Here is a 19911-nt window from a genome sequence, read left to right as displayed (position 1 = left end):
TGATTTCTGGGGAGGAGTCCGTTGTTCGCCGGACTCGAACGGCAAAGCTTTCCGCCGGGCGCGAAAACGTCAGCGCAGACGCAATGGCCGAAATGGTGGATGTCCAGCAGGAGACGATCGGAGTCGGAACGGTAGCCGCGCTGGTGCTCTATGGCTACGGAACGTTCGTCGACGAGACGCTGTTCGGCTACGAGGCGACGACGCTCGCGATGTGGGTCTTCGTCGGGACGTTCGCCGCAGTCGCCGTCTTTCACGGCGCGTACGGCCGACGGGACTTCGCGGCCGCACACGGAACCGCCGCACTCGGATTGGGAGTCTTCTTGCTTGCCTCGGACGGCCGGCAGGCGCTTCTGGGACTACTGTTACTCCTCGGCGGCGGTATTTACATCGCGATCACGACGATTCGCGTGCGACGGGAACTGAACGAAGCGGCCGGTTCAGAGTAACCGAGACGGACAGTTCAGACAGAACAAGATGGACGTTTCAGACGAAGCGGGACGGCATTCAGCCTGATTCTTCAGTACTGTCTCTGCGGATTTTCGCCGGCTCTATCGGCCGAGATCCTCGTGTGCACTCGCCAAATGCCGTGAGGAGAGTGCAGCGAGCAAGGAGAGCTCACCAGCCAGCGCACCGACCGCGATGATTTCTGCCAGCGCGTCGGCGTTCGATCCGGCTGGGTCGCCGCCGCCGCGGAGCCCGAGGATCTCGAGTGCCTCCGCCTGTGTCGGGAGCTTCGTTCCGCCGCCGACGGTGCCGACCTCGAGCGAGGCGAGCGAGACGGCAGCATAGAGGTCCGTCGTGCCGTCCTCGCGCTCGCGGGCCTCCATCGTGGTGATGGCGTTTGCGCCTTCGACGACCTGGGCTTCGTCCTGGCCGGTCGCGAGGAAGGCCGCGGCGATTACGTTCGCCGCGTGGGCGTTGAACCCGAGGCTGCCGGCCTTGGCGCTGCCGGTCAGGTTCTTTCGGGTGTTGGCCTCCGCAATCGCGTCGGCGGTCGTGTGCAAGCGCTCCTCGACGAGTTCGCCCGGAATCAGCACGTCGGCGGTGACCGAGCGCCCGCGGCCCTCGACGGCGTTGATGGCCGCCGGCTTTTTGTCCGAGCAGAGGTTGCCCGAGACGGCGACGAGCGAGGCGGGCGTCTCGGCTTCGACGAGTTCGCAGGCCTCGCCGGTGGCGATGGTGACCATGTTCATTCCCATCGCGTCCTTCGTGTCGTAAGCAAAGCGCAGGAAGACCGAGTCGCCGACGACGTAGGTGTCGACAGCGAGCAGTTCGCCGTGGCTGGTGGTCGACTCGGCGGCCTCCCGCAGGGCATCGACGTTGTCGTCGACCCACTCGACGGTTTCAGCAGCCTCCGCAACGCCCTCGACCCGAAACACGGGGGCGCGGGTCATCCCGTTCTTCGTCACGCGGGCGTCTGCGCCGTCAGCCGACCGGATCACCGAGAGGCCGCGGTTGACCGACGCCAGCAGCGCCCCTTCGGTCGTCGCCATCGGCAGGTAGTGCTCGCCGTCGGCCGCGCTACCGGAGACGTCGACCGGACCGACGACGCCCATCGGGATCTGGGCCGCGCCGATCATGTTTTCGACTGCGGAGTCGGCCTCCTCCGCGGGGAAGGCGTAGTCGCCAGTGGTGCTGAGGTCGGTTCCCGTCTCGCGTTCGACGAACAGGCGGCGGGCCTCGGCCGCGGTGTCGGCGTCGACATGCTCCTCGAGTTCGTGGATGCGGAGGTCGCCATTCTGGACGCGGTCGGCGAGAGCCTCCGGATCGGTCGTGGTCATGCGTTGGTGGAGACAGCGGTGTCTCCTAAGGGTTGCTGATTCGCGCGGGTGCTTCGTGGGGCCCCACCACTGAGACGATCACGAATCAGTCGCATTCCAAACCGGTTTCTCTTTGCCCCTGGTTTCCCACACCACGATCATGACCGAAGCCGCCGATCTGCTGCTCACGAACGCAGAGATCCACAGCCTGACGGAGCCAGACACCGTCCACGAAGCCGCTGCAATCCGCGACGGCGAACTCGTCCGTCTCGGCGACACCTACGAAATCGAGTTCCTCGAGGGCGTCGAAACCGAGGTCATCGACTGCGAGGGCCGCACCGTCCTCCCGGGATTCATCGACGCCCACACCCACCTCGACCACCTCGGCGAACACATCGTTCACGCCGACCTCTCGAACGTCGACTCGCGGGAGGCGGCACTCGAGTCCCTCGCCGCGCGCGGAGACGAAACAGCGGGCGTGGAGGACGCAGTGGGCGTGGAGGATGGGGCTGCCAGCGCCGAGAACGACTGGATTCTCGGATTCGGCTACGACGAGAGCACGTGGGGCGGCGAAGGGGAAACCGGAGCAGAGTACCTCACGCGCGAGGACCTCGATCAGGTGTCCGAGACGCGCCCCATCGCCGCGATTCGGGTCGACGGCCACACGGCCTCGCTGAACTCCGTCGCACTGGAGCGACTCGAGGACGACCTGCCAGACGAGGAGGTCCACGTCGAGGCCGGCGAACCAACCGGCGTCATCGTCGAGGACGCAATCGGTGTCGTCAAAGACGAGGTCGCAGCCAGTCGCGCGGAGATGCGCGAGATCATTTCGGCGGCCGCAGAACATGCGGTCGAACTCGGTGTGACGGGCGTTCACGACATGGTGCAGCGCTCGACGGCCGCTCGGGCCTACCGCGACCTGGCAGCCGACGGCGACCTGCCGCTTCGCGTGCGGATCAACTACTGGAGTGACTTCCTCGAGCACCTCAGCGCGGCTGGCATGCCGACGAACGCGGGCAGCGAACGCGTCCAGGTAGGTGCGATCAAGTCCTTCTCTGACGGCAGTTTCGGCGGTGAGACGGCGAAGGTGTACGAGCCGTACGTTGGTGCAGGCGGGGACGAAGACGGAGATGAAGATGGAGATGGAGATGGAGATGGAGATGGAGACGACGCAAGCACAAGCGCAGACACGGACGCAGACGACGGACGCGGCCAATGGGTCGTCGATCCCGACGAACTCGGCGACATCGTCGACCGTGCCGACGAAGCCGACTTCCAGCTCTCCATCCACGCCATCGGCGACGAGGCCATCGAGGAAACGCTCACCCTACTCGAGTCCACCGACGATCCGGCCGGCTCGCGCCACCGTATCGAGCACGCCGAACTCGTCGACGACGACCAGTTGGCCCGGATGGCAGACGCTGGAATCGTCGCCTCGATGCAGCCCAACTTCCACCGCTGGGCCGACGAGGGCGGGCTCTACGATCAGCGCCTCGGCGAGGAGCGGCGCAAGCAGACCAACCGATTCCGCCGTGTTCTCGAGGCCGGTGCCCCGCTCGCGTTCAGTTCGGACTGCATGCCGCTCGACCCGCTGCTCGGCATCCACCACGCGGTCACCGCCGGCACGGACGCTCAGCGTCTCTCGGTCACCGAGGCGATCCGGGCCTACACGTGCGGCGGTGCGTACGCCGGTTTCGACGAGGATCGACTGGGAACCGTCGAGGTCGGCAAGCGCGCCGATCTGGTCGTCCTCGAGGAGTCGCCGTGGGAGCAGCCCGAGGCGATCGACGAGATTGACGTGGCGATGACGCTGGTCGACGGCGATGTGGTGTACGACGCCGCTGAGTGACTGGGACTAACTGTGACTGACTGGGTGCGACTGGTGGAACTTGACGCACTTGGACCAGAGCGAACGACAGTCCAGCGGTCAACGTTTCGCCGTCTGTATACCAACCGCTCGATTCTCACGCCTGTTGACCGATTGAAACGACTAACTGGCTGTACGAGGTAGCGAGCGCCATGCGCTCGCGCGGGCCGTGGTCGACATGAACCTACTCGAGAGTCTCCGAATTAGCTGGCGGTCGATCACCTCCCACAAGCTTCGCTCGACGCTGACCACCATCGGCGTCATCATCGGTATCGCGGCGGTGATCACCTTCATGGTGCTCGGCTCGGGCTTCTCCGAGAGCATCGTCGGCGATATCGAGGACGACCAGGAGCCGGTAATGCTCGTCCAGACCCAGACCGAACCGGAGGACGGATTCGGCATCATGCCGGTCGAGACGCCGATCTACACGGAGAGCGACATCGAGGCACTCGAGGAGATCGACGGCGTCGAGTTCGTCGCGCCAGAGGGATCACTCGACGTGGTCCAGACCGAAACAGACGAAGAGCAGATGACCGGCCTCGTCGACGTACAGGCGACGACGGACGATGCGTTCGAGTTCACACCGTTCGTCGACGGTGAGACCTTCGACGGCGACGCCGAGGACGAGGCGGTAATCAACGAACCCGCGAGCCAGGTCTTCGAAGAGAACGCTTCGGCAGGCGACGAACTCACGCTCACCTTCGAGGACGGTGAAACGACGACTGTAACGGTAACTGGCGTCGTCGAGGAAGAGTTCGGTGGCCAGACGCCGCCACACGTCTACGTTCCCGCCGAGTCGTACTACACGACGACGATCGAAACGCCCGACGGCGACGAGGAGCACGCGTATCCGCTCCTCCAAATCGGTGCTGAGGACGTTGAGGCGGTCGAACCCACACAGGACGCTGTCACCGACTATCTCGAAACAGACTCCCACGCCGCCGAACTGAAACAGGATGGCGACCAGATCGAGGTCCAGACCGTCGAGGACGCTATCGACCAGTTCATGGACCTCGTGAACCAGCTCACCGGCTTCGTCGCCGCCGTCGCCGCCATCGCGCTCGTCGTCGGCTCCATCGGCATCGCGAACATCATGATCGTCAGCGTCACCGAACGCACCCGCGAGATTGGGGTCATGAAATCCATCGGCGCAACGAAGCGAGACATCATGCAGCTGTTCCTCATCGAATCCGTCATCCTCGGGCTCGTCGGTGCCGTCTTCGGCATCGCACTCGGCCTCGGCGTCGGCTACCTCGGCGTGCAACTCATCGGGTGGCCGATGGTCTACCCACTCGAGTGGATCGCCATCGCGGCGGCGGTCGGGATCGGTGTGGGTGTCGTTTCGGGGCTGTATCCGGCCTGGCGAGCGGCGAGGGTGGATCCGATCGAGGCGTTGCGCCACGAGTGAGCCATCCGGTGTGCGTGTCGGCACATGCCCAAGCGGACGACGAATGGGGGAATCGCTATCGTTATGGTCACAAACTGAGACGTTCCGCCGATGATTGGACCCGCAGTACTCCTCCTCGGCATCGCCGGCTTCCTCTACACCGGCTACCGACTTCGCCCCGCCTACCACGTCTACCGCGGCGACACCGACGACGTGATCGCCGCCGAGCGCGCCGACGGCCCGGTCGAACTCGAGGGCACCGCGAGCGAGATCGACGGCACCGTCGAGGCCCCGCTGACCGGCACGCCCTGTCTCGTCTACGAGTACGAGGTCGAAGAACTCCAGTCGAGCGGGAAGAACTCCTCGTGGGACACCGTCGACAGCGGGATGGGCGGGCTCCCGTTCCGACTCGAGGACCGCACGGCGAGCGTCCGCGTCGAACCGGCCGGTGCCGACCTCGCCCTCTCTACGTCGGCCAGCACCAGAATCGACGGCGGCGAGCGTGAACCCGAGTCGATCCGACGGTTCCTCGAGCACGAGTCGGATCTCGAGTCCGAGAACACCTCACTCGATCTTGGCGTGGTCGAATTCGCGACGGGGAACGATCGAAAGTACCACGAACGCCGGCTCGACCCCGGCGAGGAGGCGTACGTCTTCGGCCAGTCGCGCTATGACGTGGAAGCTCGGGAGACGATGCGCGACATCAGTGCTGTCGTCGGCGATGGGCCGGATACGCCGGCGTTCGTTGTCGCGGACTCGTGTCAGGACGGGGCCGCCAGACTGCTCGTCAGGCAGAAACTCTCGTGGCTCGCGATCAGTTCGATCGTCTTGGTCTTCGGGCTCTGGATGACGGCTGCAACGGTATTCTAAACTGGAGCAGGACTTCCAAAGTACGATTCTTCTGCGTACGGAGAGGAGATTGACTCGTGTTGTAGAGTGATAGCGAGCCAGCGCAAGCAGTGCCAGTCTTCCTGAAAGATGGAGCACAGATCGAAGGCAACGCTGTGAGTAATACTTATTCAGTATTACTCCGTAGATAGATGTAATACATGCCACGCGTCACTACCAAGGGACAGGTCACCATCCCAAAGGAAATTCGAGAGGCGCTCGGAATCGAACCCGGTGACGAAGTTGCCTTCGAAGAGGTCCGCTCCGGCTACAAAATTCGGAAGAAGGAACCGACGACTGCGGATGGTGAAGATCCCTTCGAGAAATATCGCGGGAGCGCAGACAGTGATGAAACGATGCCCGAACGAATGCGCCGACTTCGCGGCGAATACCCCCGTGATGTCAGTGATGAATCCGATGACTCTGGTTCGGAGGAGAACGCGTGACGACAGCGACAGCAGTTGATACGAACGCTCTTCTTGCGCTGCTCTACGAAGACGACTACGCGAACGCTAGCGAAGCGGAACTACGGCGGGCCTATCGGCGGGGACGACTCGTTATTACCTCGGTCGCGTACGCTGAGCTTGCAGCAGACGGTCACTTCGATACGACGGTCGAGCTAGATCGGTTTCTGTCCGACTTCAGTATTCAGGTCGTCGACCCGTCACAAGAAGCGTTGTTCCAGGCAGGCGAGGGATTCCAGCGATACACTGAACGTCGACCCGATGGTCTCCAGTGTCCATCCTGCGGGACGAAACAACGCATTCACTGCGAAGAGTGCAGTAACGACCTCTCACCGCGCCAGCACATTGCTGCGGACTTCGTTATCGGCGCACACGCGACTGTAGACGCTGACGCGTTGCTCAGTTTCGATACCGCCTTCTACGAAACGTACTATCCGTCGTTGACTGTCTACCCTGAGTGAAACGATCTATTGCGATTTGGTATCGACAATCGTTCGACCGAGGACGTGACTACCAGTGAAACGTCGCATCGACCCGTCTCACTGACTTTTGTCCGACAGTATGCGAACCACCCAGACGTATGGGTTGTGTTGGGACCGTCTTCACAATGTATCTGTCACCGCTCCAGCGTGGAGTGAGTACGGACACTTTTATCAATTCGCATGTATCCTCCGGCCATGGACGTAGGACTCATGGTCACGTCGTTCGGTGACGTCGACCAGGCAGACGTCGCCGTTCGGGCGGAAGAACGCGAGTACGACGCCGTCTGGGTCGGGGAACTCTGGGGCGCGAGCGGCGTCGTCCAACTCACGAAGATGGCCTGTCGGACTGACGAAATCGACCTCGGCAGCGCGATTTTGAACGTCTACTCCCGGTCGCCGGCCGTGCTCGCGATGACCGCGGCCTCGCTTTCGCAGGCCTCCGACGGACGATTCAGACTTGGGCTCGGAACGAGCACGCCGAAAGCTGTCGAAGACCTCCACGGCATGTCCTTCGATCGGCCCGTTCGGCGCGCCCACGAGACGATCGAGCTGGTCCGCGAGTTCACCACAGGCGACGGCGAGCCGGTCGACTACGAGGGACAACTCCTCCAGGCCGCGGACTTCCCTTCGGTCGACGCCCCGGTACCGATCTACCACGCGGGACTCGGCCCAGCGAACCGGCGCGTCGTCGGTCGCCTCTGTGACGGCTGGATCCCGCACAACATCCCATTCTCGAATCTTGACTCGGCCTTCGAGGAGGTTGCGGATGCCGCGCGCGAACGCGACCGAGATCCCGACGAGATCACCATCGCACCGTACGTCCCATCGGCGGTCAGCGCGGACGCAGACGAGGCCCGAGAGACGCTACGCCAGCACGTTGCCTACTACGTCGGTAGCGGCGAGGGCTACCGGCGTGCGGTTTCGACGGTCTATCCCGACCGGGCGGACCGAATCGCGACGGCCTGGCGCGAGGGAGACCGGGCGACCGCCACAGATGCAGTTTCCGACGAGATGCTCGGAGACCTTGGCATCGCAGGCACGCCCGACGACGCACGCGACCAGCTCCGGTCGCTGGTGTCGGAGACCGGCATCGACCACCCAATCGTCGTTGTGCCAGAGCCGGCCTCGAACGCCGTGACCGAGGCGACGATCGACGCGTTGGCGCCTACGCGCCTGTAACCGGCCGGGAGCGGTCTGCAAGTCACAACTGCTGTCTATCTGCCAGTTTCCTCCATCATCACTACTCCAGCGCTCCACCGCCTCACCGCTCCACCGCTCCACCGACCCACCGCTCCACTGCTCCACCGACCCACCGCCTCACCGCTCCACTGCTCCACCGACCCACCGCTCCACTACACTCAGACCCCACAAGCAGCGCGTCTCGTCCGCCTTGTGCACCATGATCTTCTTCCGGGACTCACACCACTGCGCGGCGGGGTACTCGAGTACCCGTCTCGAGTTACTCTGGTAGCCGACCCGAAAGCTGCTTTCAGCAACAGCGGATCAGCCACGAATTGAACTTATCGTGCAGCCTGATTTACGGCAGTTTCCGTCTCAATCGTGGACTTACTACTCTCGAACACAACCGGTGTGCCGAATTGAAGGAAAAAGTTATTCAATACTGCCGTGTGTGGTCGAAGTACCGATAGGTACCATACAATGGTCACGATGGAAACTGCGGAACTGGAAACCGACCTGAGTCTGTTCAAGTACGACTCGTTAGAACAACTCCCGGCAGCCTACCGGGAGTTAGACGAGGCAGAACGAACGGACCGCATCGAAACGGCGCTCGCCGAACTCGGCGACGATGTCGTTATTCTGGGGCACAACTACCAGCGACGCGAGATCGTCGAGCACGCCGATTTCGTGGGTGACTCCTACCAGCTCTCGAAGGAGGCCGCCGAGGCGGACGCCGAGTACGTTATCTTCGGCGGCGTGACGTTCATGGCCGAGAGCGCGGACATCATCACCGACGACGAGCAGACGGTAATCCTCCCGAGCATGGAGGCGTCCTGCCCGATGGCCGGCATGGCCGAGGCGCTCCAGGTCGACGCCGCGTGGGCGGAGATCACCGCCGCCGCGCCCGACGAGAACATCATCCCAATCACGTACATGAATTCCTACGCCGACCTGAAGGCCTTCTGTGCCAGCCAGGGCGGCCTCGTTTGCACCTCCTCGAACGCACACCGAGCCTTCGAGTGGGCGTTCGACCGCGGCGACAAGGTGTTGTTCCTGCCCGATAAGCACCTCGGTGAGAACACTGCCCACCGACTCGGCATGGAAGACGCCATCGCCGAGTGGGACCCCTGGGATCCCGAGGGCAAGGACGCCGAGGAAGTCGCTGAGAGCGACATCATCCTCTGGGACGGCTACTGCCAGGTTCACGAGCGCTTCCGTGAGGAGCACATCGAACAGGTTCGCGCGGACGATCCGGATGCGAACGTCATCGTCCACCCTGAGTGTCGCCGTGAGGTCGTCGAAGCTGCCGACGTGGCCGGCTCGACTGCGACCATCTGCGACACTGTCGCGAACGCCGAGCCAGGCGACACGTGGGCGATCGGCACCGAAATTCACCTCACCCGCCACCTCCAGCGCTGGCACCCTGAGGTGAACGTGCTTCCCCTCTGTGGCGACGCCTGTATGGACTGCAACGCCATGCGCCAGATCGACCCCAACTATCTGACGTGGGTCCTGGAAGAACTCGTCGCCGGCCGAGAGCGAAACGTGATCGAGGTCGCACCCGAGGAAAAGGAGCTTGCACAGGTCGCACTCGATCGAATGCTCGAGATCTGAGACGATGACCGACACACAATCCTCTCCGAACGTCGCAGCGACCACCGAAACCGCAGCCGTGCTCGTCGTCGGTAGCGGCATCGCGGGCTGTTCGGCCGCACTCGCCGCCGCTCGCGAGGGAGCCGAAGTGCTCTTGCTGACCAAAGCGACGAAACCCGACGACGCCAGCACCGACTGGGCGCAAGGCGGCATCTCGACCACCCGCGGCGATCCCGCCGCGCTCACGGAGGACATTATTGCAGCCAGCGACGGCACTGCCGATCCCGACGCCGTCGACGTCCTCGTCGAGCACGCCGATGCGGCGGTCGAGGACGTACTCCTCGACACACTGAAGATCGGGTTCGACGAGACCGACAGCGGCGAGTTCGACTACGCTCGCGAGGCCGCCCACTCCGAGAATCGCATTCTCCACGTCGACGCGGCGACGGGCACCCACATCCTCCGTCCGTTTCTCAACTACGTCGACGACCACGAGCGGATCGAGGTCCGCCAGGATACGGCTGCACTCGAGCTCATCACCCACGAGGGCCGAGTCCACGGCGTGGTCACGGACGAAGCGCCCGACGGCCACCCGATCTACGCCGGGACGACGATCCTTGCGACCGGCGGAATCGGTGCCCTCTACAGCCGGTCGACCAATCCCGACGACGCCACCGGCGACGGAATCGCGATGGCCGCACTCGCCGGCGCGGACGTGGCCGATCTCGAGTACGTGCAGTTTCATCCAACGGCCTACGCCGGCAACGAGGCGCGTAGCACCTCGAGGCGACGCGACGGTGCCGCAAAGCAGGACACGTTCCTCCTCTCCGAAGCCCTCCGCGGTGAGGGCGCACTCCTCCGCAACGCCGACGGAGAACGGTTCATGCCCGACTACCACTCCGACGCCGAACTCGCGCCGCGAGACGTCGTCGCTCGCGCAGTCGAAACCGAGCGCGAGGCGACCGGCGAGGTCGTGCTCGACGTGAGCCCACTCGAGTTCGACGCCGAGTTCCCGACCATCGCCGCAAAGTGTCGCGACCGCGGCATTGAGGGCGACGAAATTCCCGTCGCGCCCTGTGAGCACTTCCTCTGTGGCGGCATCGCGGTCGACGACCGCGGGCGCACCTCGTTGGACCGGCTCTACGCCGTCGGCGAGTGTGCCCGGACGGGCGTCCACGGCGCGAACCGCCTCGCGAGTACGAGCCTTCTCGAGGGGCTCGTCTGGGGACTGCGGGCGGGAGAGGACGCGGCCGGGGCTGGGGCGGACTCCGACCCTGACCCCACAGGCGTCGATGCGCCGGACCTCCTGAACCGTGATCCCGACCTCCCCGAGCGCTTCGCCGCCGAGAAGTTCGAACGACTTCAGCGGACGATGGACGAGTACCTCGGACTCGAGCGCGACCCCGAGGAGGTCGCTCGCGCGGGTGCCGTCCTCCGGCGACTCAAGGGCGAGGTGGACGCCTACACCCGCACGCGGACGGCGCGTGATCTCTACGAACTGCGGAACGCGAGCGTCGTCGCGCTGTTGATCGCACGCGCTGCCAGCGAGAACACGGAATCCGTGGGGTGTCATCACGTCGTCGGGGACGAGCAAGCGCCGGAGCAGACAGCGGACGACTGACGACCGATGATCACTGATCACCACACCCATCACCTACCATGATCACCGACCAACAGATCGACCGCTGGCTCCGCGAAGACGTCGGCCACCACGACGTGACGAATCAGGTGCCCGGCGAGACGACCGGCCGACTCGTCGCCAAAGCGGACGGCGTCGCCGCCGGCCTCGAGGCTGCAGCCGCCGTCTTCGAGTACCTCGGCGTGACAGTGACGGCCCAACTCGAGTCGGGCGCGCGAATCGAGGCGGGCGACGAACTGCTCGCCGTCGAGGGGAGCGCCCGCGATGTCCTCCGCGGAGAGCGCGTCGCGGTCAACCTCGCGGGCCACGCCTCGGGCATCGCGACGCGGACGCGTCGAGTCGTCGACGAGGCGCGCGAGGCACAACGCGCCCCGCAGACGCAAGCGGCCGCAGACCGCGAGCAGGGAACCGAATCCAAATCCGACTCCGATTCCGGCTCCAGACCCAGTTCTACCGACGTGCGAATCGCTGCAACCCGAAAGACGACGCCCGGCCTGCGCGGACTCGAGAAGCGCGCCGTCGTCGCCGGCGGCGGCGACACCCACCGGCTCGACCTCTCGCACATGATCATGGTAAAGGACAACCATATCGCGGAGATGGGTCTCGAGGGCGCAATCGAGCACTTCCGAAATCGCGCGTCGTTCGCGACGAAACTCGACGTCGAAGTGGAAACAGTCGAGGACGCACCGCGAGCAGCGGCGGCGGGTGCGGATATCGTCCTGCTCGACAATATGACGCCGGCACAGACCCGCGACGCCGTCTCGCTGCTCGCAGAGTACGAGGGCGTGCTAGCCGAAGCCAGCGGCGGGATCACACTCGAGTCCGTCGCCGACTACGCGGCCACAGGCGTAGACGTGATTTCGATGGGATCACTGACTCACTCCGCACCGTCGCTGGACCTGTCGTTCCGGACGGGGGAGTGATCGACCCACTCGTTACAAGTCGCCGTTTGTAACTCGACGTCCGTTGCTGTCGGTCCCTCCAGTCGACGCCCTGCCGTTGGAATCCTCCGTCTCTCGATGAAACGAAAAAATGATGGTGTAAGGACCTGTCTACTGCTCATGGAAGACGTTCACGAAACAAACACTGCGCAGTTCGAGGATGGTCCCGTCACACCCGAGCGAATCGGTGCGGCAGTGGGGCTCGTCGACATCGGTGTCTTCGCCGTCATCGGCCACTTCACGTTCGAGGACCCTGCACTCGGTGCGCTCGCTGGCGCCTTCGTCGGCGGCGGTATCTTCCTGTTCCTCCCGCTGTTCATGTGGGCGGAGCCACACGGTGGCCTCGAGAACATGGTTCCTGAGAACGGCGGCGGGCCGTTCCGCTCGTTCCACCGACTCGCCGCCGGCATGGCACTCCCGCCCGCCGGCATCGTCCTGTTTACCACGCAGTTCGTCGAGCTCGATCCATTCCTCGGACTCGCTATCGCACTCCTCGCCGGTGCCGGCCTCTACGTCCCGCTCGCGTGGCTGCTTCCGAACGCCCAACTCGAGTAGCCGGACGCTGCTCCCGCCTGCACGCTCTCCCCCGCAACCGTCTCTGTTCACCGCCCTTTCCAGGTTGCGACTGCCGGTCAGTCGTTTTTCGTCGCTAGTCAGGTAGGCCGGGCCATGACGGAACTTCCCCTTTCTCCCGACGCCGGAACCGATGCAGAGACTGACGGCTGGAACGCGCTGTATCTCACCGGCGAGTGGACCGAACAGGGTGACCGAGACTCGATTTCCGTCGAGAACCCATTCACACGAGAGGAACTCACGACGGTCCCCACCGGCACGCCAGACGACGTGGATCAAGCCTACGAAGCCGCTGCAGCGACACAGGAACAGTGGGCCGACCAGCCACCGCAGGACCGCGCCCAGGTCGTCACCGCCGCACTCGAGTTCGTCCGCGACAATCGCGAGGCGGTACTCGAGTTGCTCGCACTCGAGGCAGGGAGCGCGCGGGTCAAGGGAGTCGCCGAGATACAGACGGCGACGGGAATGATGCAGCAGGCGGCGAGCTTTCCGTTCCGAATGGACGGCCAGCAGGCGGAATCGATCGTCCCGGGCAAGCAAAACACCGTCGAGCGCGTCCCGGTCGGCGTCGTCGGCGTGATCTCACCGTGGAACTTCCCGCTACATCTCTCGATGCGGGCGGTTGCGCCGGCAATTGCGGCGGGCAACGGGGTGGTGCTCAAGCCAGCCTCCAACACGCCGATCACGGGTGGTCTCTTGCTGGCCCGCATCTTCGAAGAAGCGGGCGCGCCGGAAGGACTGATTAGTGTCGTTCCCGGTTCCGGCTCCGAAATCGGCGACGAAATTGCTGGCCACGATATCCCGCGCGTGGTCGCGTTCACCGGTTCGACGCCGGTCGGCCTCTCCGTCGCCGAGCAGGCCGCGGGCAACTGCGCGCTGCCGGCGCTCGAACTCGGCGGGAACAACGTTCACGTCGTCACTGACCGGGCAGACGTCGAACAGGCCGCCGACGCCGGTGCCTTCGGCTCGTTCCTCCACCAGGGCCAGATCTGCATCTCGGCCAACCGCCACCTCGTCCACGAGGAGGTCTACGACGAGTACGTCGACCAGTTGGCCGAGCGCGCCGCGAGCCTGCCGACCGGCGACCCGACCGACGAGGAGACGATCATCGGTCCAATCATCGACGAGAGCCAGCGCGACCAGATCGTCGAGTACGTCGAGGACACCGTCGCGGAGGGTGCCACAGTCGAAGCCGGCGGCGACCACGACGGCCTCGTCGTCGAACCAACGGTGCTCTCGGACGCCAACAACGACATGCCCGCCGCCTGCAACGAGCACTTCGGCCCCGTCGCGCCAGTGATCCCGTACTCGAGTACCGAGGAGGCGATCGAACTGGCGAACGACACGATTCACGGGCTTTCGGGTTCGGTGCACAGCCAGGATCTCGCCCAGGCGCGCCGGATTGCAGACGGGATCGAGACGGGGATGATCCACATCAACGACCAGCCGGTCAACGACGAACCTCACGTTCCGTTCGGCGGGATGAAGCAGTCCGGGTTGGGACGGTACAACGGCGAGTCGATACTCGAGGAGGTAACGACGACGAAGTGGATTTCGGTGCAGCGTGAGCCGCGGGAGTATCCGTTCTGACTTGTTGGGTCTATCCCGGCGGCCTGGCGGGTCACCCTGCAACTTCTGCTAGAGCGTGTAATCCTTCTCCGAGGCCGCAAACGGCATGACAGTCGCGTTTCGTTGTGCGACCCACGAGAGACGCAGAACGAACGAGGCGAGGATCGCGAGCGGTGCGAAACAGGCGATCATGGCGACGAGCGTTGCACCGACGATGGCGGCCGCCGGCAGCGCTTCGATCGCCGCGAGGTCGTACACTGCGAGCGTCGCGGCGGTGAGAAACTGCGCTGGGAGGCCGACGAATAGCAGCGTCCGCGAGAGGAACGAGAGCTCCTTCGTGATGTAGACGGTTCGAAAGTACTTCCGTGCCACGTCGATGTGGAGCAGATGTTCACGGATCGACTCGAAGAGCTCTCGCTGCTCCTCAGACAGTTGTTCTGCGTACTCGGTTTCGATCCGTGTGAGTTCGTACAGTTGTTCGGCCTGCGTCGTCCCGAGCGTCGCCGCAATTGCACCGAAGATTTGCTCGTCGGCTGCGGGTGTGTCGAGCGCTTGCGTCACCCGGCGAACGTCCTCCCGAAGCGCGCGGATGAGTTCGTCGAGTTCGGCCGAGAGGGTGTCCGACTCTCCGCCCGTGTTCGTCTCGCGTAATTGCTGCGCCCGGTTCCCCAGGTTCTCGTGGAGGACGAGCAAGAACGAGCCGGGCATCACCGGACTCACCTCGCGGTCCATCACCGACTGGACTTCGTTCCTGTACTCGACAGCGTTCCGTGTCCGCTGTTCTAAGTCACCAGGTGATCCGAGTTCCCGCGAGAAGACGAGTTGGTTGATCGCGATGACGACTGTGATCAGTGTGAGGTTGCCACCGAGAAATGCGCTGAACAGCAAGTACAGCGGTTCGCCGGGCTCACTGGGAAAGAGATTCACGGCGAGGAGTGCACAGAGGAGGACGAAAATCCCGCCGAGGAGTACGCCCGCGACCGCGAACCGGTTTCCTTCGATGACAGTCCAGTGAAAGACGTTGCGGCCTCGCTCGTTCGCGTCGTCGGACATAGCCGGACGTTCTATCGCGGCCACCCTCGTGAAGCTTTTACCGGCGATGCAAACAGACGCTGTTTGGGGAGCGTGTGGAACGAGAGCTGACGGACTGAACTATAGTAGCCCCTGCAAGTCGATGAGCACCTGGTCGTGTGACTGCTGTACGGTCCGTGTGTAAGCAGTTGCAGTTGTTGCTATAGCGAACAGGTGACAAATACCGGTTGGAGTAACACGCCGCGAGGGAAGGGATTTGAACCACCTGAACTTCGGTCGCTTCGCTCCCTCGTTCCGTCGTTCACATCCCGTCATCTCGCAGTCACCGCTCACGGATGTTCGCGGTAACATGCGAGGGAAGGGATTTGAACCCTCGGACCCCTACGGGAGCGGGTCTTAAGCCCACCGCCGTTGGCCTGCTTGGCTACCCTCGCACAAAAGGCACTCGTGGATATCCGCCCCGCTAAAATGTGCGTTTCGGTGTTCGTCTCTCAGAAACATCACTGGAATCACTGGAGTCACCCGCAGTGAACGTAACCGGTGCAACTGGTGCAACCAGTCTCCCGGCCTACCGGCCTACCAGTATCCCAGTCTACCAGTCGACGCTCAGCGTCCCATCACCGTGTGGGTCCGGCGCGATTTCCTTGTCAGTTCGGCGATCGATGACGTGGATGCAGCCGTCATCTTTCTTCGCTGGGCAGACCTCCGCCGCACGGACGTTGTGGTCCAGCTCTTCCTCGTCGATGAAGTACTCGTTCGGTTTGGCGATCCCGGACGCAATCGACATCTCCCAGTTGTCACTGACTTCGGCGCACTTCCCGGCCCCGAAGCACTTGTTCGCCTCGAAAATGATCTTGTAAGGCTTCTCCTCGATCGGCGGCGCGTCGGCTGAGCCGACGTCGCTCGCGCGCTGGATGCCGTCGTCGCCGTCGTCAGTCATTATATGGCTGTTCGGCTACGTCGCCTTTCGCGTTACGATTGCGGTGAGCTGCCAGCCGGTGTCGACGACTCAGAGTCTGGCTGTGGCAGGTCGTACGTGACGCCGGTCAATTCGCGCGAAACCTTCCAGAGACGGCGGGCTGTCTCCTCGTCGTACGACCGACCTGCGGAAGCCTGTCGCTCCGGTGTGCCGCGCATATTTGCGAGTCCACCGGGACCGTAGTACGCCCCACCCTTGGCGTCTGGGACAGTTGCAGCGTACAACGTCGGAAGCGCCCCGCGTTTAGACGACTGCGCAAGAAGAGTGTTGAGCAGCCACCGCACTGCTTTTCTCCCCCGCGCGCCCGTTTCTTCGGGACCACGAAACTGGAGCTTGGTCGCCGCGTAGCCTGGATGGACAGCAATACTCTTTGCGTTCGCATCCGCGGTGAGCAACCGCCGCTCGAGTTCGTACGCAAAGAGTACGTTCGCGAGTTTCGACTGCGCATAGGCATCCCAGGGGTCGTACGACGACTCGTGATGGAGGTCGTCGAAGTCGATATCGCCGCGTTCGTGCATACCACTCGAGACGGTGACGATACGAGCGTCGTCCCCGCTCTCGTCGGCGGCGGTCTGTAACCGATCAAGCAGCAATCCGGTGAGTGCGAAGTGACCGAGGTGGTTGACGCCGAACTGCGTTTCGAAACCGTCCGCCGTCTCTGAGCGCGGGATTGCCATTGTCCCGGCGTTGTTGATCACGACGTCGATCGGATCGTCAACACGCGCCGCGAACTCCCGGACTGACTCGAGGCTGGCAAGGTCACACTGTTTGACGCGGAGGTCTGCGTCCGGAACCTCCCGACAGATGTCGACGGCGGCCTTCTCGCCGCGGTCGAGGCTCCGACATGCCATGATCACGGTCGCACCGTTGCGCGCGAGTTCGCAGGTGGTCTCGCGTCCGATACCGCTGTTCGCGCCCGTAACGACGGTTGTCCGGCCCTGTTGGTCGGGGATGTCGTCAGTTGTCCAGCCCATACGCGTCGAACAACCAACGGTAGCTTTAAGCACTGGTGTAAAGTACGCTTTACTGTAAAGCATGTCCGACACCAGACAGCAGGTGAACACGGTATTCGGAATCGGGAGGCAAACGTACGAACGATCAGTCTGGGGACTCGTTGGGATTGGTTGCCTCGGCCTTCTCGCTGGCATCCTCCTTGGCGAGCAGCTTGTTGGAACCGCCACGTATCTCGTGACGGTGTGGGCGGCGATGATCGTCGCAGTGGCGGTTCCATACGTCAGCGACACGAAACTCGTCGACGAGCGCGACGAGCGCCTTCACAACCGCGCGAGCGGGATGATGATCGGCATCGCGTTCATGGTCGGAGTCGGGATCATTCCAGCGCTCTACGTCCTGAACGCGGGCAACTACATCACGATCTCGCCGACAGTCTGGGGCGGGATCTACCTGTTCTCAGCCTTTGGGCTCTTCTACGGTGTCTGTTATACGATCGTCAGTCGTCGCTCCTGATTGCTCCAGCATGGAAAACCAACTCACCGAACGGCGGGAAGAAGCGGGACTGAGTCAGGGCGACCTCGCCGAGGCCGTCGACGTGACACGCCAGACGATCAACGCAATCGAGCGCGAACGCTACGATCCGTCGCTGGAACTCGCGTTCAAACTGGCCGCCTTCTTCGAGTGTCACATCGAGGAGCTCTTCGAGCCGGATTTTGAACTCGACCTCACTCCCGTTTCTGAACTCGAGTCCAACTCCGGATGACTGCAGGACTGTCCCAGTTCACCGCCCGCAAATAGCGTTGTCACTCGATACAGAGTGGAACTGAACGAAACCGGACTGGACCGAACTGTGCCAGCCCGAACAACACTGCTTATTCGTAGTCGACCGAAACCGACTCGAGTACGACTTCTTCACGCGGCTTGTCGTTGCGGTCGGTGTCGACGCTGCCGATCTCTTCGACGACGTCCATGCCGTCGGTGACCTTGCCGAAGACGGAGTGGCGGTCGTCGAGATGTGGCTGGGCGTCGAGCGTGATGAAGAACTGCGAGCCGTTGGTGTTCGGGCCGGAGTTCGCCATGCTCAGGATGCCGGCGTCGTCGTGGCGCAGTTCCTCGTGGAACTCGTCGTCGAACTGGTAGCCCGGGCCGCCGCGGCCGGTTTCAGTTGGGTCACCGCCCTGAATCATGAAGCCCTCGATGACGCGGTGGAAGGCAACGTCGTCGTACAGCGGCTCGCCGTCGACTTCCTCGCCGGTCTCAGGGTCTTCCCAGGTCTTGCCGCCGGTCGCGAGCCCGACGAAATTGTCGACGGTGCTTGGTGCGCGCTCGTCGTAGAGTTCGACCTCGATGTCGCCCCGGTTCGTGTGCAGGGTTGCAGTAACGTTGCCCATACGTCGGGGTCGACGGGACGAGTGAAAACGGTAGTGGTCTCGACTCGCTACTGGACAGCCGCTGGCTGTCCCTCGCGGACCGCAACTACATACATCAGGCGGTGGTATCGTCGGGTATGACCGAGACGGAGCATACGTCCGAGACGGTGACACTCGCACGGCTCCCGTCCGGCGTTGCGCTTACGACGACGGTTCACACCTATCGTCCTGCCGGCGCGGACGCCGACACGGCTGACGACCCCAGCACCGACGACGCACCGACGCTGTACATCCAGGCTGCCCAGCACGGCCGCGAGGTGAACGGTACCGAAACCCTGCGGCGCTTTCACGAGCGGCTCCTGCAGGAACCCCTGTCGGGGACCATCATCGCCGTCCCTGTCGCGAATCCACTCACCTTCGACCGCGTCTCTTACACCGCCCCAGAGGCCTTCGACAGCGTCAACAGCAATATGAATCGGGTCTGGCCGGGCGACGCTGATGGCAGCCTCCACCAGCGCATGGCCGCCACGCTCTGGGAGTACGTAACACAGGCCGATGCGATCGTCGACCTCCACACCGGCAGTCCCGACATGTACCCACACGTCGTCTACCGCGAGGGCGACGACCGTGCCCGCGACCTCGCCACCGCGTTCGGGACCGACTTACTCCTCTCAGAGGAGGCGAACGACGACGCCTCCGAGGAGTGGCACCGCCGCGGCTTCGCCGGTAAACTCCGCGTCGCCGCCGCCGAGGAAGGCATTCCGGCGATCACCCCCGAACTCGCGCACAACAAACAGATCGTCGAGAGTGCTGTCGAAACCGGTGTCGATGGCCTGTTCAACGTCTGTCGCACACTTGAACTCCTTCCAGGCGACGTCATCGACCACGACCAGACCATCGCCCGGAACCACCTTGGAAAGGTGACGACACCCGAATCCGGCCTCTTCCGTCCCGAGCAGGCACTCGAGTTAGGCGAGTTCATTTCGGCGGGGACGACCCTGGGGACGGTGTTCGATCCGGCGACCTACGAGCCGTTGGCGACGGCGACGACGGAGCGATCGGGAGTGTTGTACGCGCTTACACAGGAGGCGACTGTTGTGGAGGGAGAGACGCTTGCGAGTGTTGCGCTGGTTCGCGAGTCGGAGAACTGATGAGAGCGACGGGGTGTAACTGCGACTGGAACTGAAACTGGTGCTGGAGCTGAAACTGGAACCGCAACTGCAACTGCAACTGC

The 19911-nt window shown here is 63.6% G+C and carries 20 protein-coding genes and 1 tRNA gene; 15 read left to right on the top strand and 6 right to left on the bottom strand.

Going from position 1 to position 19911, the window contains the following annotated elements; translation table 11 throughout:
* The first annotated feature begins 83 nt into the window (after positions 1-83).
* On the top strand, positions 84-446 hold the full coding sequence (locus NMAG_RS14140) for a hypothetical protein (protein ID WP_012996752.1): 363 nt from the start codon (positions 84-86) through the stop codon (positions 444-446).
* A 102-nt stretch (positions 447-548) separates the two neighbouring features.
* Here the strand turns inward: NMAG_RS14140 and hmgA are convergent, their stop codons facing one another.
* Positions 549-1781 carry a hydroxymethylglutaryl-CoA reductase (NADPH) gene (gene hmgA / locus NMAG_RS14135; protein WP_004267122.1) on the bottom strand — a complete coding sequence of 411 codons (1233 nt, stop codon included), beginning with the start codon at positions 1779-1781 and terminating at the stop codon, positions 549-551.
* A gap of 139 nt (positions 1782-1920) precedes the next feature.
* On the opposite strand from hmgA, the gene NMAG_RS14130 reads away from it, so the two are divergent.
* From NMAG_RS14130 to NMAG_RS14080, 11 genes are all read left to right on the top strand, one after another.
* Positions 1921-3609, top strand: a complete 1689-nt coding sequence (locus NMAG_RS14130) for an amidohydrolase (RefSeq protein ID WP_004267123.1) — start codon at positions 1921-1923, stop codon at positions 3607-3609.
* A gap of 196 nt (positions 3610-3805) precedes the next feature.
* Positions 3806-5035 carry an ABC transporter permease gene (locus NMAG_RS14125; RefSeq protein WP_012996751.1) on the top strand — a complete coding sequence of 410 codons (1230 nt, stop codon included), beginning with the start codon at positions 3806-3808 and terminating at the stop codon, positions 5033-5035.
* Between the two features lie 90 nt (positions 5036-5125).
* On the top strand, positions 5126-5884 hold the full coding sequence (locus tag NMAG_RS14120; protein ID WP_004267125.1) for a hypothetical protein: 759 nt from the start codon (positions 5126-5128) through the stop codon (positions 5882-5884).
* A 179-nt stretch (positions 5885-6063) separates the two neighbouring features.
* On the top strand, positions 6064-6348 hold the full coding sequence (locus NMAG_RS14115; protein WP_004267126.1) for an AbrB/MazE/SpoVT family DNA-binding domain-containing protein: 285 nt from the start codon (positions 6064-6066) through the stop codon (positions 6346-6348).
* Positions 6345-6827 (top strand): type II toxin-antitoxin system VapC family toxin, encoded by a 483-nt coding sequence (locus tag NMAG_RS14110; RefSeq protein WP_004267127.1) that lies wholly within the window; start codon positions 6345-6347, stop codon positions 6825-6827. Before NMAG_RS14115 ends, NMAG_RS14110 begins: the two co-directional genes overlap by 4 nt.
* 216 nt (positions 6828-7043) lie before the next feature.
* Complete coding sequence (locus NMAG_RS14105; RefSeq protein ID WP_004267128.1) at positions 7044-8027, top strand: LLM class flavin-dependent oxidoreductase; 984 nt, start codon at positions 7044-7046, stop codon at positions 8025-8027.
* A gap of 480 nt (positions 8028-8507) precedes the next feature.
* On the top strand, positions 8508-9641 hold the full coding sequence (gene nadA / locus NMAG_RS14100) for a quinolinate synthase NadA (RefSeq protein ID WP_004267129.1): 1134 nt from the start codon (positions 8508-8510) through the stop codon (positions 9639-9641).
* 4 nt (positions 9642-9645) lie between these two features.
* Positions 9646-11241, top strand: a complete 1596-nt coding sequence (locus tag NMAG_RS14095) for an L-aspartate oxidase (RefSeq protein ID WP_004267130.1) — start codon at positions 9646-9648, stop codon at positions 11239-11241.
* A gap of 38 nt (positions 11242-11279) precedes the next feature.
* Positions 11280-12182, top strand: coding sequence for a carboxylating nicotinate-nucleotide diphosphorylase (gene nadC / locus NMAG_RS14090; protein WP_004267131.1), 903 nt, complete (start codon positions 11280-11282; stop codon positions 12180-12182).
* A 138-nt stretch (positions 12183-12320) separates the two neighbouring features.
* Positions 12321-12755 (top strand): hypothetical protein, encoded by a 435-nt coding sequence (locus tag NMAG_RS14085; protein WP_004267132.1) that lies wholly within the window; start codon positions 12321-12323, stop codon positions 12753-12755.
* Between the two features lie 114 nt (positions 12756-12869).
* Complete coding sequence (locus NMAG_RS14080) at positions 12870-14363, top strand: aldehyde dehydrogenase family protein (RefSeq protein ID WP_004267133.1); 1494 nt, start codon at positions 12870-12872, stop codon at positions 14361-14363.
* Positions 14364-14411: 48 nt separating this feature from the next.
* Here NMAG_RS14080 and NMAG_RS14075 read toward each other — a convergent pair whose 3' ends face one another.
* The 4 genes from NMAG_RS14075 to NMAG_RS14060 form a co-directional block, all read right to left on the bottom strand.
* Entirely contained in the window at positions 14412-15395 is a 984-nt protein-coding gene (locus tag NMAG_RS14075; RefSeq protein WP_004267134.1) for a hypothetical protein, read from the bottom strand.
* Between the two features lie 329 nt (positions 15396-15724).
* Positions 15725-15808: transfer RNA gene (locus NMAG_RS14070), tRNA-Leu, on the bottom strand.
* A 158-nt stretch (positions 15809-15966) separates the two neighbouring features.
* On the bottom strand, positions 15967-16314 hold the full coding sequence (locus tag NMAG_RS14065) for a ferredoxin (protein ID WP_004267135.1): 348 nt from the start codon (positions 16312-16314) through the stop codon (positions 15967-15969).
* 32 nt (positions 16315-16346) lie between these two features.
* Positions 16347-17327: an oxidoreductase gene (locus tag NMAG_RS14060; RefSeq protein WP_004267136.1), complete on the bottom strand. Its 981-nt coding sequence runs from the start codon at positions 17325-17327 to the stop codon at positions 16347-16349.
* A 61-nt stretch (positions 17328-17388) separates the two neighbouring features.
* On the opposite strand from NMAG_RS14060, the gene NMAG_RS14055 reads away from it, so the two are divergent.
* On the top strand, positions 17389-17820 hold the full coding sequence (locus tag NMAG_RS14055; protein WP_012996750.1) for a hypothetical protein: 432 nt from the start codon (positions 17389-17391) through the stop codon (positions 17818-17820).
* A gap of 10 nt (positions 17821-17830) precedes the next feature.
* Positions 17831-18070: a helix-turn-helix transcriptional regulator gene (locus NMAG_RS14050; RefSeq protein ID WP_004267138.1), complete on the top strand. Its 240-nt coding sequence runs from the start codon at positions 17831-17833 to the stop codon at positions 18068-18070.
* A gap of 109 nt (positions 18071-18179) precedes the next feature.
* Here the strand turns inward: NMAG_RS14050 and NMAG_RS14045 are convergent, their stop codons facing one another.
* On the bottom strand, positions 18180-18698 hold the full coding sequence (locus tag NMAG_RS14045; RefSeq protein ID WP_004267139.1) for a peptidylprolyl isomerase: 519 nt from the start codon (positions 18696-18698) through the stop codon (positions 18180-18182).
* 116 nt (positions 18699-18814) lie between these two features.
* On the opposite strand from NMAG_RS14045, the gene NMAG_RS14040 reads away from it, so the two are divergent.
* Positions 18815-19828: a succinylglutamate desuccinylase/aspartoacylase family protein gene (locus NMAG_RS14040; protein ID WP_004267140.1), complete on the top strand. Its 1014-nt coding sequence runs from the start codon at positions 18815-18817 to the stop codon at positions 19826-19828.
* The last annotated feature ends 83 nt before the right edge of the window (positions 19829-19911 follow it).

This window comes from Natrialba magadii ATCC 43099, from assembly GCF_000025625.1.
Classification (GTDB): domain Archaea; phylum Halobacteriota; class Halobacteria; order Halobacteriales; family Natrialbaceae; genus Natrialba; species Natrialba magadii.
The sequence above is the reverse complement of the archived record's forward strand: the minus strand, read 5'-3'. Positions and strand labels throughout refer to the sequence as shown.

What these genes read in the sequence shown, in the direction of transcription:
- nadA (WP_004267129.1), top strand. Translation starts at nt 8,508, where the DNA reads ATGGTCACGATGGAAACTGCGGAACTGGAAACCGACCTGAGTCTGTTC.
- NMAG_RS14140 (WP_012996752.1), top strand. Translation starts at nt 84, where the DNA reads ATGGCCGAAATGGTGGATGTCCAGCAGGAGACGATCGGAGTCGGAACG.
- NMAG_RS14055 (WP_012996750.1), top strand. Translation starts at nt 17,389, where the DNA reads ATGTCCGACACCAGACAGCAGGTGAACACGGTATTCGGAATCGGGAGG.
- NMAG_RS14060 (WP_004267136.1), bottom strand. Translation starts at nt 17,327, where the DNA reads ATGGGCTGGACAACTGACGACATCCCCGACCAACAGGGCCGGACAACC.
- NMAG_RS14080 (WP_004267133.1), top strand. Translation starts at nt 12,870, where the DNA reads ATGACGGAACTTCCCCTTTCTCCCGACGCCGGAACCGATGCAGAGACT.
- NMAG_RS14040 (WP_004267140.1), top strand. Translation starts at nt 18,815, where the DNA reads ATGACCGAGACGGAGCATACGTCCGAGACGGTGACACTCGCACGGCTC.
- NMAG_RS14050 (WP_004267138.1), top strand. Translation starts at nt 17,831, where the DNA reads ATGGAAAACCAACTCACCGAACGGCGGGAAGAAGCGGGACTGAGTCAG.
- nadC (WP_004267131.1), top strand. Translation starts at nt 11,280, where the DNA reads ATGATCACCGACCAACAGATCGACCGCTGGCTCCGCGAAGACGTCGGC.
- NMAG_RS14130 (WP_004267123.1), top strand. Translation starts at nt 1,921, where the DNA reads ATGACCGAAGCCGCCGATCTGCTGCTCACGAACGCAGAGATCCACAGC.
- NMAG_RS14120 (WP_004267125.1), top strand. Translation starts at nt 5,126, where the DNA reads ATGATTGGACCCGCAGTACTCCTCCTCGGCATCGCCGGCTTCCTCTAC.
- NMAG_RS14085 (WP_004267132.1), top strand. Translation starts at nt 12,321, where the DNA reads ATGGAAGACGTTCACGAAACAAACACTGCGCAGTTCGAGGATGGTCCC.
- NMAG_RS14125 (WP_012996751.1), top strand. Translation starts at nt 3,806, where the DNA reads ATGAACCTACTCGAGAGTCTCCGAATTAGCTGGCGGTCGATCACCTCC.
- hmgA (WP_004267122.1), bottom strand. Translation starts at nt 1,781, where the DNA reads ATGACCACGACCGATCCGGAGGCTCTCGCCGACCGCGTCCAGAATGGC.
- NMAG_RS14105 (WP_004267128.1), top strand. Translation starts at nt 7,044, where the DNA reads ATGGACGTAGGACTCATGGTCACGTCGTTCGGTGACGTCGACCAGGCA.
- NMAG_RS14115 (WP_004267126.1), top strand. Translation starts at nt 6,064, where the DNA reads ATGCCACGCGTCACTACCAAGGGACAGGTCACCATCCCAAAGGAAATT.
- NMAG_RS14075 (WP_004267134.1), bottom strand. Translation starts at nt 15,395, where the DNA reads ATGTCCGACGACGCGAACGAGCGAGGCCGCAACGTCTTTCACTGGACT.
- NMAG_RS14065 (WP_004267135.1), bottom strand. Translation starts at nt 16,314, where the DNA reads ATGACTGACGACGGCGACGACGGCATCCAGCGCGCGAGCGACGTCGGC.
- NMAG_RS14095 (WP_004267130.1), top strand. Translation starts at nt 9,646, where the DNA reads ATGACCGACACACAATCCTCTCCGAACGTCGCAGCGACCACCGAAACC.
- NMAG_RS14045 (WP_004267139.1), bottom strand. Translation starts at nt 18,698, where the DNA reads ATGGGCAACGTTACTGCAACCCTGCACACGAACCGGGGCGACATCGAG.